Below are 12,756 nucleotides of genomic sequence, written 5' to 3'. Positions count from 1 at the left end.
CATGGCTGCGAGCGATCCGGCAGGTCGCAGGCAGACGGCAGGGCTGAAGAAAGCCCTGTCGTCGCCGACGCTGCGCTATCTCCTGCGGCGGCTCAGCCAGGCGGTTCTGGTGATGCTGCTCGTGATCGTCGGGAGTTTCGTCCTGATCAAGCTGTCGCCGGGCGATCTCGTCGACGCGCTGGCGGGCACCCGCGATCTGACGGCCGACCAGATGGCGGATCTCAGATCGAGATACGGGCTCGACCAGTCGGTCGTCATCCAGCTCCTGCACTACATGCTGCGCCTCGTCAGCCTCGATCTCGGCTATTCGCCGCTCAATTCCGCGCCGGTGCTCGACGTCCTGGAAGAGCGCTGGCCGGTGACGGCGATCCTCGTCATCTCCTCGGTGACCCTGTCGATGGCGATCGGCACGTTGCTCGGCGTCGTCGCCGCCCGCCATGCCGGCAAGCCGGTCGATCTCGGCATTTCCGTTCTGATGCTGATCCTCTACGCCACGCCGTCTTTCATCATCGCCGTCCTTCTGATGCTCGTCTTCGCGCTGAAGCTGCGCTGGATGCCGATCGCCGGCTACGAGACGGTCGGCGCCGGCTACACCGGGTTTCAGCACCTTTGGGACGTCGTCGTGCATCTGACCCTGCCCTGCGCGGCCCTTTGCACCTTCTTCATCGCCATTTACGGCCGCATCGGCCGGGCCGCGATGCTCGAGGTGCTGAGCCTCGACTTCATCCGGACCGCCAGGGGCAAGGGCCTCAGCGAGCGGCGCGTGATCTATGTGCACGCGCTGCGCAACGCGCTGCTGCCGCTGGTCACGATGGCCGGACTGCAGGTGAGTTCGCTGGTCGGCGGAGCCGTCCTGGTCGAAACCGTGTTCGGTCTGCCCGGCCTCGGCCGGACGGCCTTCGACGCGGTCTTCCAGCGCGACACCAACCTTCTCCTCGGCGTCGTCTTCATCTCGTCGCTCTCCGTCGTGATCGTCAATCTCCTGATCGATCTCCTCTACGTGCTGCTCGATCCGAGGGTGAACCTCAAATGAGACTGTCCAGGGATACCGCCGCGTTCCGGCTGATCAGCCATCCGAGCGGCGCCATCGGCCTGATCCTCCTGATCCTCGTCGCAGCGATGGCTGTCTCCGCCGGCTGGCTGTTTCCGGCAGGCCCCTGGACGATGGTCGGCGCCCCGAGGGTCTGGCCCGGTGCCGATCCGCGCTTTCCCTTGGGCACCGACTCCATGGGCCGCGACATCCTCACGGAGCTGTTCTACGGCTCGCGGGTCTCGCTGGCCATCGGCATCGTGTCGGCCCTCGTCTCCCTCGTCTTCGGCACGCTGGTCGGCGCGATCGCAGGCTATTACGGCCGCTGGATCGACGATCTCCTGATGCGTCTGACGGACGCCGTGCAGACCATTCCCTCCTTCCTCGCCGCCATCGCCATCGTCGGCGTCATCGGCCCCTCGCTCACGACGATCACCATCGCCATCGCCATCGTCTCCTGGCCGATGATCGCAAGGCTGGTCCGGGCCGATTTCCTGAAGCTGAGAAGTCTCGATTTCGTCCAGTCCTGCCGCATCATCGGCATGTCGGACCTTCGCATCATCTTCACCCAGATCCTGCCCAATTGCCTGGCGCCGATCATCGTCTCCTCGTCGGTGCTGGTCGCGACGGCGATCATCGTCGAGGCGAGCCTGTCCTTTCTCGGCCTCGGCGATCCCAACGTGATGAGCTGGGGAACGATCCTCAATGTCGGACGCCAGGAGCTGCGCTCCGGCTGGTACATGACGGCGATCCCGGCTCTCGCCCTCGTCGTCACGGTGCTGGCGCTGAACCTCATCAGCGACGCGCTCAATGACAGCCTCAATCCGCGCCTGAAGGAACGCTCATGACCGCGGAAGACGAACCGCTTCTCTCCGTCGACAAGCTCCAGATCAGCCATGGCGGCAACATTCCGATCGTCGAGCAGCTGAGCTTTCAGGTCCGCCGCGGCGAGACCCTGGGGCTCGTCGGCGAGTCGGGCTGTGGCAAGTCGCTGACGGCCCTGGCGATCATGGGCCTCCTCGCGCCCAATCTGCGGGTCTCCGGTGGCCGCATCAGCCTCGACGGCAGCCGCCTCGACGACATGCCGCAAAGCGCTTTGCGGAAGCTGCGGGGCAATCGCATGGGCATGATCTTTCAGGAGCCTTTGACGGCGCTCAATCCCGTGATGACGATCGGTTCGCAGATCGTCGAGGTGTTGCAGACCCATGAAGGGCTGAGCGGCAGCGCGGCGCGCGAGCGCGCGGTCTCCCTCCTGAAGATGGTTCGCATGCCCGATGCCGAAAGCCGGCTTGCCGAATATCCGCACCAGCTTTCGGGCGGCATGCGCCAGCGCGTCGTCATCGCAATCGCGATTGCCTGCAATCCCTCCCTCCTGATCGCCGACGAGCCGACGACGGCCCTCGACGTCACCGTGCAGGCGCAGATCCTGCGGCTGCTGAAGACGTTGCAGCGCGAGGCCAATCTCGGGCTCCTGCTCATCACCCACGATCTCGGCGTCGTGCGGCAGGTCTGCGACCGGGTGGTCGTCATGTATGCCGGGCAGGTCGTGGAAGAGGGCCCGGTCGACGCCGTGCTCGACCAGCCGCGCCACCCCTACTCCGCCCGCCTCATCGCTGCGCGGCCGCATGGAAGCTTTTCGGTCTCCGGCCATCGCCTCGCCGACATCGCCGGACAGGTTCCGCCGCCGGAAGACCGGCCGACGGGATGCGTCTTCCGGCCGCGATGCCCCTCGGCGCAGGAGGATTGCAAGGGACGCCGCCCGGGGCTCGAAAGCCTTTCGGAGGCTCGCGCGGTTCGCTGTCACCATCCCGTCGGCATGGAGGCCTGAGATGAGCGCCATTCTGAAGACCCGCGATCTCAAGCTCCATCACAAGACCGCACGCGGGCCGCTGCGGGCGGTCGACGGCATCTCGCTGACGCTCGATGAGGGCGAGACGCTCGGTCTCGTCGGCGAGTCCGGCTGCGGGAAATCGACCCTCGCGCGCTGTATCGTCGGCATATCCGAACCGACCGATGGCGTCCTCGAGATCGCCGGGGTGACCGACGGCGCAAGACGCCCGTCCCGCCATCAGCGGGCCCGGGCCGTGCAGATGATCTTCCAGGATCCGAGCGGCGCGCTCAATCCCCGCCTGAAGGTCGATCGCATCATCGAAGAGCCCCTGATGGTGCACGGGATCGGCAGCCGGGCCGAGCGCAAGGCGCGGGTGCTCGAGACGGCCGAAAAGGTCGGTCTCGCGGCCCATCATCTCAAGCGCCTGCCGCATGAACTTTCCGGCGGCCAGCGCCAGCGCGTCAGCATCGCCCGCTCGCTGACCCTCGATCCCGGCATTCTCGTCTGTGACGAGGCGGTCTCGGCGCTCGACGTCTCGATCCAGGCGCAGGTCCTCAATCTCTTTCTCGACCTGCAGAAGGAACTCGGCCTCGCCTATCTCTTCATCTCCCACGACCTGTCGGTCGTGCGCTACATCTCGCATCGGATCGCGGTGATGTATCTCGGCCGCATCGTCGAGATCGGTCCGGCCGAGGAGGTCTGGAAACGGCGCAGCCATCCCTATACGCGGGCTCTCGTCGGAGCGATTCCCGACGAGGCCGTGCGCAGGGACGGTGCGGAGCTGCTGGAAGGCGACGTGCCGAGCCCGGTCAATCTGCCGTCCGGCTGCCGCTTCCGGACGCGCTGTCCGCTGGCGCAGGCCAAATGCGCGACGGACGAGCCGGCGCTTGCCGACGTCGGCGGCGGGCTTTCCGTCGCCTGTCATTTTCCCGGATAGGCTCCCGGAGCCATCGGCGATTGCCGGAAACGCTCCGGCGGCGGGAAAGCCTCGCCGATCACGCCAAAGCCGCAGCCGTGTCGTCCCAGTCGGCGGCTCGGTGCCGATCGTGGCGGCGACGACGCCGTGCCGGCAGAGGGCAACGGGTTTGCAATCGCGTTGCCTCCGCAGGGAATCAAGGACGACGAATCCCAGTTCGGGGCGATCATGTCGGATCATGTGCGGCTTCTGGATAGCGCGTCTCAGCCGATCCCGTTGACGGCGTCGCGCAGCAGCGGAACCACCTCCTGCTCCACTCTCTCCCGGCTCCACAGCGTGCCGCTGACCGAGCAGTGGATGGCGCCGGGCTGCCCCCGGGAACACCCGACGGCGACGGCCACCGCGAGTTCGTTCATCTGGAGTTCGTTTTCGGCGATCGCATAGCCCGTTTCGGCTGCCATCTCCACGAGATCGCGGACCTTTTCGCGAGACATCACCGTCTCTGGCGTGAAGCGGCGCATCGGCCATTCGCGCACGCATTGCAGGCGCTCGTGCGGATCGCGTTGCGCCAGCATGACCCGGCCGCTCGACGTGTTGAGCGCCGGCACCCGCCTGCCCGGGAGCATCGCGGCGTAGCTTGTGCGGGCGCTCGGCAGGCGCATGGTGTAGACGATGTCCGTCCCGTCGAGACGCGAAAAGTTGATGGTCTCGCCGAGCGTCTGTCTCAGCTCGATCAGCCGGGACATGGCCGAATGAACGAGTTCGTCCGACCACAGATAGGCGTTGGCGAGTTCGGTCATGCGGATCGACGGACTGAAGCGGCGTGTCGCCGGATCCTTGTCGAGGTAGCCGAGGCGATGAAAGGTCGTCGTCACGCGCTGGACGCTGCTGCGGTCGAGGCCCGTCTCGCGTGCGATTTCCGTCAGCCCCATTCGTGGTCGCTCGGCTCCGAAAGCCTCCAGCACCCGCATCGCCTTTTCCAGAGATGCCACGAAATGGGTGTCGGTCCGCCTTTCTTTCTGGTCCGGCATTTCGCAGTGCACACCATTTGATCAATCAGGGCGATTGACTGAATCCTAGTCGTGTTCCTAACATATCTCAATCCACAAAGGATTGGCGCATTGCGCTAATCCCGCCTCGACCAGCGGCCCTCGCGCTCATTCAACCGGAGACGCTCGCATGTCCTTCTTCGCCAAAGCTTCCGCCTTCAAGCCGACGGGTCTCGTGCGCTTGGCGCTCCTTGCCTCTGTCGTCGCATTTTCGGGTCTCGGCGCCGGGCCGGTCATGGCGCAGGAGATTCGCGCCGTCATGCATTCCGGCATCCGGGTGCTCGATCCGGTCATCACCACCGCGCACATCACCCGCAACCACGGCTACATGATCTACGATACGCTTCTGGGGATGGACGAGAACCTGAAGCCCCAGCCGCAGATGGCGGACTGGTCCGTCTCCGACGACAAGCTGACCTACACCTTCACCCTGCGCGACGGGTTGAAGTGGACCGACGGTACGCCGGTCACCTCGGCGGACGCCGTAGCATCTTTGAAGCGTTGGGGTGAGCGCGACGGCGGCGCACAGCTTCTCTTCAAATATCTCGAGAGCCTCGAAGCCAAGGACGACAAGAGCTTCGTCATGACGCTCTCGCAGCCCTTTTCCTATGCCATCGAGCTGATGGCCAAGCCCTCCGGCCTGCCGACCTTCATCATGCCGCAGAAAGTCGCCGAGACGCCGTCCGGCGAGGCGATCACCGACTATACCGGCTCCGGCCCGTTCAAGTTCGTCGAAGCCGAGTTCGAGCCGGGCGTGCGGGCGGTCTACGAAAAGAACGAGGACTACGTCCCGCGCGACGAGCCGCCGAGCTGGACCGCCGGCGGCAAGGTGGTGAAGGTCGACAAGGTCACCTGGGTGGTCATGCCGGACGCCCAGACCGCGGTGAACGCCATCAATTCCGGCGAGATCGACTATCTCGAACAGACGCCCACCGACCTTCTGCCGCTGCTCGCCTCCAATCCGGACCTGACGGTGATGACGCTCACCGATCTCGGCTACCAGACCATGGGCCGGCTGAACTGGCTCTACCCGCCCTTCGACAAGGTCGAGATCCGCCGCGCCGCCATGGCCGCGCTCGGTCAGGACCCGATCCTGGCGGCGCTCGTCGGCAATCCCGACTACCAGTCCAAATGCGGAACGATGTATGGCTGCAACACCCCCTATGCCACCGAGGTCGGCGACGAGCTGATCATGAAGGGGCCGCAGCCCGAAGTCGCCAAGAAGATGCTCGAAGACGCCGGCTACGACGGCACGCCGATTGTCCTGATGCAGCCGACCGACGTCGGCTCGGTCGCGCCGCAGCCGGTGGTCGCCGCGCAGCTTCTGCGCCAGGCCGGCTTCACCGTCGACATGCAGCCGATGGACTGGCAGACCCTCGTCACCCGCCGCGCCAGCCAGTCCCCGGTCGCCGAGGGCGGCTGGAACATGTTCTTCACCAACTGGATCATCCCCGAGGTCTGGAGCCCGATCAACAACCCGATGCTGAACGGTGGTGGCAAGGAAGCGGCCTGGTTCGGCTGGCCGGACGATCCTCAGCTCGACGAGATGCGGGTGAAGTTCGCGGCCGCCGAGAGCGAGGAAGAGCGCAAGACGATCGCCGCCGACATCCAGAAGCACGCCTATGAGGTGGTCAACTACATCCCCGTCGGCGAGTACAAGATCCCGACGACGATCTCCAACAAGCTCAGCGGGATCGTGAAGATGCCGGTGCCGGTGTTCTGGAACGTCGAAAAGTCGGAGTGACGCGATCCTTCGGGCGCCGTCTGGCGCCCCGCTCTTCGACCGCCGGGCGTCGCGGCAATCGCGGCGCCTCCGATTTTCCACCGCCGCGGGGCATCTTGTCATGCTGGCCTATATCGCCCGTCGCATTCTGGCCTCCGTCCCGGTTCTCGTGGTCGTGGCACTGTTCGTGTTCCTGCTCCTGCGACTGACGCCGGGAGACCCCGCGGCGATCATCGCCGGAGACATGGCGACGCCCGAGCAACTCGATCGGATCCGCACGAGCCTGGGCCTGAACGAGCCTCTGGTCACACAGTTCGTCACTTGGAGCGGCCAGTTGCTTTCGGGAGATTTCGGCCGCTCGCTGATCTCGCGCACGCCGGTGCTGACGCTGATCGGCCAGCGGCTCGAACCGACGCTCAGCCTCGCCCTCATGACCATGCTGTTCACGCTGGTCCTGTCGATCCCGATGGGTGTCATTGCCGCCTGGCGTCACGGCAGCCTGACCGACAATGCGGTCATGGCGATCTCCGTCCTCGGCTTTTCCATCCCGGTCTTCGTGACCGGCTACATTCTGATCCAGCTCTTCGCCATCGACCTCCGGCTCTTCCCCGTCCAGGGTTTCAGGAGCATCGGCGACGGCCTCGGGCCGTTCCTCGCGCGCATCGTTCTGCCCGCCCTGACGCTCGCGACGATCTACATCGCGCTGATCGCCCGGATGACCCGTGCGGCGATGCTGAACGTCCTGGACGAGGACTATATCCGCACCGCGCGGGCGAAGGGCCTGTCGGAACGCATCGTTCTCTTCCGCCATGCCCTGCGCAACGCCGCCGTGCCGATCCTGACCGTCATCGGCACCGGTTTTGCCCTGATGATCTCCGGCGTCGTCGTCACCGAGAGCGTCTTCAACATTCCCGGTCTCGGGCGCCTGACGGTCGATGCGATCCTCGCCCGCGACTATCCGGTCATCCAGGCGCTGATCCTTCTGACCAGCGGCATCTATGTCGTCATCAACCTGCTGATCGACATCTCCTACGCCTTCATGGACCCGAGGATCCGCTACTGATGGCTGCGACGCGCAACGCCTCCCCCGCTGCCGCCGAGGTCGACGAAGCTGCGGCCGAACCGGTCATCAGGCGGGGCTTCCTGCCGCGGATCGCGATCGGTGATCTGAAGCTTGCGCCGACGATCGCGGCGGTGTGTCTGCTGGTCATCGTCGTCGCGGCGCTCCTCGCCCCCCTGATCGCGCCTTACGATCCGATCGCGATGAACCCGATGGAACGCCTCGCACCATCCTCGGCGACTCATCTCTTCGGCACCGACGCCTATGGCCGGGACGTCTTCTCGCGTACGCTCTACGGGGCTCAGGTCTCGCTCATCGTCGGCCTCGGAGCGGCTTTCGTCGCCGTCCTCGTTGGCCTGCCGCTCGGCCTTTTCGCCGGTTTCTTCCGCTGGCTGGACGCGATTTTGATGCGCATCATGGACGGGCTGATGGCCATTCCGGCGGTTCTTCTGGCCATCGCCATCGTCTCGCTCGCCGGCTCCAGCCTGTGGACGGTGCTGATCGCCATCACTATTCCGGAAATTCCCCGGGTCGTACGCCTCGTGCGCTCCGTCGTCCTGTCGGCGCGCGAGGAGCCCTATGTCGAGGCGGCGATCGCCGTCGGCTCCAGCCTGCCGAAGATCATGTGGCGGCATCTGATGCCCAACACCTTCGCGCCGCTGATCGTGCAGGGGACCTATGTCTGCGCCTCGGCGATCCTGACCGAAGCGATCCTGTCCTTTCTCGGCGCCGGCATCGGCACCGAGACGCCGTCCTGGGGCAACATCATGTCGGAGGGGCGGCTCTATTTCCAGATCAAGCCGGGCCTGATCTTCTGGCCCGGCCTGTTCCTGTCGCTCTGCATCCTGTCGATCAACATCCTCGGCGACACCGCCCGCGACGTCATGGACCCGCGGCTCGGCAAGAAAAGGGAAGCGTGATGAGCGCGGCGGAAAACCCTTCGCCCAGAACCGATGACGTTCTCGTCGTCGAAGACCTCTTCGTCGAGACGACGGGGCGCAATCCGGCGCGCATTCTCGGTGGCGTCTCGCTCAGGGTCGCCGCCGGCGAAACGGTCTGCCTCGTCGGCGAGAGCGGGTCCGGCAAGTCGGTGACGTCGCTTGCCACCATGGGGCTCTTGCCCAAGGGAGCCCTCGCCGTGCGCTCTGGCCGCATCCTGGTCGAGGGCGAAGACGTTTTGACCGTGAAGACGTCGCGGCTTCGCCAACTGCGCGCGACGCGCATGTCGATGATATTCCAGGAGCCGATGACGGCGCTCAACCCGGTGCTGACGATCGAGCGACAGCTCGAAGAGGTGCTGAGCGCCCATTCGCGGATGGACAACAAGGAAAGGCGGAACCGCATCCGCTCGATCCTCGAACTGGTCAAGCTGCCAGACGTCGAGCGAATGTGCCGGTCCTATCCGCACCAGCTTTCCGGCGGGCAGCGCCAGCGCGTGATGATCGCGATGGCGCTCGTCCTCGAACCAAAGCTCCTGATCGCCGACGAGCCGACCACGGCCCTCGACGTCACCACCCAGAAAGAGATCCTGAAACTCATCGCCGAGATCCAGGAGCGGCTCGGCACCTCGGTCCTGTTCATCACTCACGATATGGGCGTCGTCGCCGACATCGCGGACAGGGTCTATGTCATGCGCCACGGCGAGATCGTCGAGCAAGGACCGGTCGGCGAGATTCTGGCGGAGCCGAAGCGCGACTACACCCGCGACCTCCTTGGCTCAGTCCCGGCGCTGCACCCGCGCGAGGCGCGGCCTTCGGCTTCGCGCGAGATCGTCCTGTCGACCTCCGAACTCGGCATGGTCTACGGGCAGTCCTCGTTCCTGCGCAAGCGCGAGGGAACGGTCGCGGCCAAGGACGTTGATCTCACCCTCACACGCGGACGGACCCTCGGCGTCGTCGGCGAGAGCGGCTCGGGCAAATCCACCGTCGCGCGCTGCGTGATGCGGCTGATCGAGCCGACCGAGGGCAGCATCCGTCTGCGCGGCGAAGAGATCGCTGGCCTGTCGCGCCACGCCCTGCGCCCGATGCGAAAGCGCATCCAGATGGTCTTTCAGGATCCGAACCGCTCGCTCAACCCAAGGCTCACGGTCCGGGACAGCATCACCGAGGGGCCGATCAATTACGGCGCGGCACCGAAGGCTGCGCGTGAGCGAGCGCGCGAACTTCTGGAACTCGTCGGCCTGCCGGCGGATGCGATCGACCGCCATCCGCATCAGTTCTCCGGCGGCCAGCGCCAGCGCATCGCCATCGCCCGCGCGCTCGCCATGGAGCCGGACGTCCTCGTCGCCGACGAGGCGGTCTCGGCGCTCGACGTTTCGGTGCAGGCGCAGGTGCTGGACCTTTTCGACGATATCCAGACGCGGCTCGGGATAGCGCTTCTCTTCATCACCCACGATCTGAGGGTCGCCGCTCAGATCTGCGACGAGGTCGCGGTGATGCAGAATGGCCGTATCGTCGAATATGGTCCGACCGCCGAGGTGCTCGGCAATCCACGCGAGGCCTATACGCGGCAGCTGATCGAGGCGGCGCCGGGCCGGCACTGGGATTTCCCGAATTTCCGGCCGCTGGCAGCGCCCGGCGGGCCCGGCACCGTCGGAGCGCCTGCGTGACCGGCGATCTGGCGCCTCGAAGGACAGAACATTTCAATGGCATCGACGGGCATGGCGACGCGCCGGGCTCGTCTGCAAGGAGACCATCATGACCGTCATTCCCCAGATCGCGAGCTTTGCCTCGGAACTGACCGAGATCCGCCGCGATCTCCACGCCCATCCCGAAATCGGCTTCGAGGAGGTTCGCACCTCCGGGATCGTTGCCGATGCTCTGCGCTCCTACGGTATCGACGAGGTTCATACGGGGATTGGCCGGACAGGCGTCGTCGGCATCCTGCGCGGTACCGGCGGCGCAGGGCGGACCATCGGCCTTCGGGCCGACATGGACGCGCTGCCGATGGAGGAGCTGACCAACCTTCCCTATCGCTCGACCAATCCCGGCAGGTTTCACGGCTGCGGCCATGACGGACACACGACGATGCTGCTCGGCGCGGCCCGCTATCTCGCCGCCAACCGTGACTTCAAGGGAACGGCGATGTTCGTCTTCCAGCCGGCAGAGGAAGGGCTCGGCGGCGCCCGCGCGATGATCGCCGACAAGCTGTTCGAGCGCTTTGCCTGCGACGAGATCTACGGCCTCCACAACAGCCCGGTCCTCGATCTCGGCCAGATCGCGGTGTTTCCCGGCAAGGCGATGGCCGGGGCGAGCTTCTTCGACATCAAGATCACCGGGCGCGGCAGCCACGGCGCCCGCCCCCACGATGCGAAGGACCCGATCGTCATCGCGACGTCGCTCTCCCAGAGTCTCCAGTCGATCGTCAGCCGCAATGTCGATCCGATGCTGCCGGCGGTCCTGTCGATCACCAAGATCAACGCCGGCTCGGCCTATAACGTCGTGCCGGAATCCTGCGAACTCGGTGGGACGTTCCGCTTCTTCGACGATGCCGTCGGCGCACTCCTCGACCGGCGGATGCGCGAGATCTGCGCGGGCGCGGCGGCGATGTATGACTGCGAGATCGCCATCGACATCCGCAACGTCTTCTCGGTCCTGGAGAACCACCCCGCCGAGACCGAGGCGATGCGTCAGGCGGCCGTCGAGATCGTCGGCGAGGAGAACGTCCTGACCGATCCGAGCCCGATGATGGGCAGCGAGGACTTTGCCGACATGCTGCACGCGGTCCCCGGCTCCTATTGCTGGGTGGGGCATGGCGGCTCGCTGCCGGTTCACAATCCCGGCTTCGTTCTCGACGACGAAATCCTGCCGATCGGCGCCAGCCTCCTGGCGCGGGTGGTGGAACGGCGCCTGTCGGCCTGAGCCCCTTTTCCGATGCGCGATGGCGACGAAATTCTTTGAAGGACCGAGGGACATGGACGTGACGAAAGTTCCGCTCGACGCGGAAGCGATGATCAAGGGGCTCAAGCGCTGGGTCGAATGCGAAAGCCCGACCTATGACAAGCCATCCGTCGACGCGATGACGGCGCTCGCCGCCGAGGAGATGGAAAAGCTCGGCTTTACGGTGGAGATCATCCCTGGCCCGGACGGCCTCGGCGACTGCGCCCGCGCGACCTTTCCGCATTCGCGGCGCGGCGAGCCCGGCGTCCTGATCAGCGGCCACCTCGACACCGTGCATCCGCTCGGCACTTTGGAAAAGCTGCCCTTCCGGCGCGAGGGCGACATCTGCTGGGGCCCCGGCATCTGCGACATGAAGGGCGGCAATTTCGCCGCCATCTCCGCGATCAAGGCGCTGGCCGAGATGGGCGTCGAGACGCCCCTGCCCGTCACCGTTCTCCTGACCTCCGACGAGGAGATCGGCACGCCCGGCTGCCGGGCGATGATCGAGGCCGAGGCGGCGAAGAACAGATACGTCCTCGTTCCCGAGCCAGCCTGGGCCCGCAACACCGTCGTCACCGGCCGCTATGCCATCGCCCGCTATCACCTGACCGCCATCGGGCGGCCGAGCCATGCCGGCGCGGCGCTCAAGGCCGGGCAGTCGGCAGTCAAGATGATGGCGCGAAAGCTGATCGAAATCGAGGACATGACCGACGAGGACTGTACCTTTTCGGTCTCCGTCATGCATGGCGGCCAGTGGGTGAACTGCGTGCCGACCATTGCCCGCGCCGAGTGCCTTTCCATGGCGAAGCGGCAGAGCGATCTCGATGAGGGCACCGCGAAGATCCTCGCCTTCGACGAGCGCAATGCGGACGGCACCGGCTTCATCGTCGAAAAGAGCGTGGTCCGCCCGGTCTGGGAGGCGAGCGACGGGACGATGGACCTTTACGCCCGCGCCCGGCGGATCGGCAACGAACTCGGCTTCGATCTCGCCCATGCCTCCGAAGGCGGCGGCTCGGACGGCAACTTCACTGGCGCCATGGGACTGCCGACGCTCGACGGGCTCGGCGTCGTCGGCCGCGACGTCCATACGCTGGACGAGCATATCGAGGTGTCGAGCCTCGCCTCGCGCGGCCGCCTCATCGCCGGCCTTCTGGCAGAGCTCGACTGACGTCAGAACTGCCGCGGGGGGGGGGGCGCCGCGCCCCCCCCCCCCCCCCCCCCCCCCCCCCCCCCCCCCCGGACGCAACCCCGCCCCCGGAGCCCCCAAGA

The 12,756-nt window shown here is 66.1% G+C and carries 11 protein-coding genes; 10 read left to right on the top strand and 1 reads right to left on the bottom strand.

Features of this window, described 5'->3' with window-relative positions:
- Position 1 precedes the first annotated feature (1 nt).
- Genes J6595_RS15615 through J6595_RS15600 form a run of 4 tightly spaced genes read left to right on the top strand, consistent with a single transcriptional unit; the run spans position 2 to position 3,798 of the window.
- Positions 2 to 1,033 carry an ABC transporter permease gene (locus J6595_RS15615; protein ID WP_209595514.1) on the top strand — a complete coding sequence of 344 codons (1,032 nt, stop codon included), beginning with the start codon at positions 2 to 4 and terminating at the stop codon, positions 1,031 to 1,033.
- A complete protein-coding gene (locus J6595_RS15610) occupies positions 1,030 to 1,878 on the top strand; it encodes an ABC transporter permease (RefSeq protein WP_209595513.1) in 849 nt (282 codons plus the stop codon). Before J6595_RS15615 ends, J6595_RS15610 begins: the two co-directional genes overlap by 4 nt.
- Positions 1,875 to 2,858 carry an ABC transporter ATP-binding protein gene (locus J6595_RS15605; protein WP_209595512.1) on the top strand — a complete coding sequence of 328 codons (984 nt, stop codon included), beginning with the start codon at positions 1,875 to 1,877 and terminating at the stop codon, positions 2,856 to 2,858. The genes J6595_RS15610 and J6595_RS15605 overlap by 4 nt, the downstream gene beginning before the upstream one ends.
- A gap of 1 nt (position 2,859) precedes the next feature.
- Positions 2,860 to 3,798, top strand: a complete 939-nt coding sequence (locus tag J6595_RS15600; protein WP_209595511.1) for an ABC transporter ATP-binding protein — start codon at positions 2,860 to 2,862, stop codon at positions 3,796 to 3,798.
- A 242-nt stretch (positions 3,799 to 4,040) separates the two neighbouring features.
- Here J6595_RS15600 and J6595_RS15595 read toward each other — a convergent pair whose 3' ends face one another.
- The gene (locus tag J6595_RS15595; RefSeq protein WP_245198525.1) at positions 4,041 to 4,808 is read right to left on the bottom strand and encodes an IclR family transcriptional regulator; all 768 of its coding nucleotides are present in this window, start codon (positions 4,806 to 4,808) and stop codon (positions 4,041 to 4,043) included.
- Between the two features lie 148 nt (positions 4,809 to 4,956).
- On the opposite strand from J6595_RS15595, the gene J6595_RS15590 reads away from it, so the two are divergent.
- The 6 genes from J6595_RS15590 to J6595_RS15565 all read left to right on the top strand — a co-directional run bounded on the left by J6595_RS15590 (position 4,957) and on the right by J6595_RS15565 (position 12,655).
- Positions 4,957 to 6,570 (top strand): ABC transporter substrate-binding protein, encoded by a 1,614-nt coding sequence (locus J6595_RS15590; protein WP_209595509.1) that lies wholly within the window; start codon positions 4,957 to 4,959, stop codon positions 6,568 to 6,570.
- A gap of 100 nt (positions 6,571 to 6,670) precedes the next feature.
- Positions 6,671 to 7,612 (top strand): ABC transporter permease, encoded by a 942-nt coding sequence (locus J6595_RS15585; RefSeq protein WP_209595508.1) that lies wholly within the window; start codon positions 6,671 to 6,673, stop codon positions 7,610 to 7,612.
- On the top strand, positions 7,612 to 8,529 hold the full coding sequence (locus J6595_RS15580) for an ABC transporter permease (protein WP_209595507.1): 918 nt from the start codon (positions 7,612 to 7,614) through the stop codon (positions 8,527 to 8,529). Before J6595_RS15585 ends, J6595_RS15580 begins: the two co-directional genes overlap by 1 nt.
- Entirely contained in the window at positions 8,529 to 10,217 is a 1,689-nt protein-coding gene (locus tag J6595_RS15575; protein WP_209595506.1) for an ABC transporter ATP-binding protein, read from the top strand. The genes J6595_RS15580 and J6595_RS15575 overlap by 1 nt, the downstream gene beginning before the upstream one ends.
- An 88-nt stretch (positions 10,218 to 10,305) precedes the next feature.
- Positions 10,306 to 11,469, top strand: a complete 1,164-nt coding sequence (locus J6595_RS15570; RefSeq protein WP_209595505.1) for a M20 aminoacylase family protein — start codon at positions 10,306 to 10,308, stop codon at positions 11,467 to 11,469.
- 52 nt (positions 11,470 to 11,521) lie between these two features.
- Complete coding sequence (locus tag J6595_RS15565; protein ID WP_209595504.1) at positions 11,522 to 12,655, top strand: M20/M25/M40 family metallo-hydrolase; 1,134 nt, start codon at positions 11,522 to 11,524, stop codon at positions 12,653 to 12,655.
- Positions 12,656 to 12,756 lie beyond the last annotated feature (101 nt).

The sequence above is a fragment of the Jiella mangrovi genome (assembly GCF_017815135.1).
Taxonomy (GTDB): Bacteria; Pseudomonadota; Alphaproteobacteria; order Rhizobiales; family Rhizobiaceae; genus Jiella; species Jiella mangrovi.
The sequence above is the reverse complement of the archived record's forward strand: the minus strand, read 5'-3'. Positions and strand labels throughout refer to the sequence as shown.

Excerpts from the sequence above, each read along its gene's own strand:
- J6595_RS15610 (WP_209595513.1), top strand. The coding sequence starts at position 1,030 with ATGAGACTGTCCAGGGATACCGCCGCGTTCCGGCTGATCAGCCATCCG.
- J6595_RS15600 (WP_209595511.1), top strand. The coding sequence starts at position 2,860 with ATGAGCGCCATTCTGAAGACCCGCGATCTCAAGCTCCATCACAAGACC.
- J6595_RS15595 (WP_245198525.1), bottom strand. The coding sequence starts at position 4,808 with ATGCCGGACCAGAAAGAAAGGCGGACCGACACCCATTTCGTGGCATCT.
- J6595_RS15565 (WP_209595504.1), top strand. The coding sequence starts at position 11,522 with ATGGACGTGACGAAAGTTCCGCTCGACGCGGAAGCGATGATCAAGGGG.
- J6595_RS15615 (WP_209595514.1), top strand. The coding sequence starts at position 2 with ATGGCTGCGAGCGATCCGGCAGGTCGCAGGCAGACGGCAGGGCTGAAG.
- J6595_RS15585 (WP_209595508.1), top strand. The coding sequence starts at position 6,671 with ATGCTGGCCTATATCGCCCGTCGCATTCTGGCCTCCGTCCCGGTTCTC.
- J6595_RS15590 (WP_209595509.1), top strand. The coding sequence starts at position 4,957 with ATGTCCTTCTTCGCCAAAGCTTCCGCCTTCAAGCCGACGGGTCTCGTG.
- J6595_RS15575 (WP_209595506.1), top strand. The coding sequence starts at position 8,529 with ATGAGCGCGGCGGAAAACCCTTCGCCCAGAACCGATGACGTTCTCGTC.
- J6595_RS15570 (WP_209595505.1), top strand. The coding sequence starts at position 10,306 with ATGACCGTCATTCCCCAGATCGCGAGCTTTGCCTCGGAACTGACCGAG.
- J6595_RS15605 (WP_209595512.1), top strand. The coding sequence starts at position 1,875 with ATGACCGCGGAAGACGAACCGCTTCTCTCCGTCGACAAGCTCCAGATC.
- J6595_RS15580 (WP_209595507.1), top strand. The coding sequence starts at position 7,612 with ATGGCTGCGACGCGCAACGCCTCCCCCGCTGCCGCCGAGGTCGACGAA.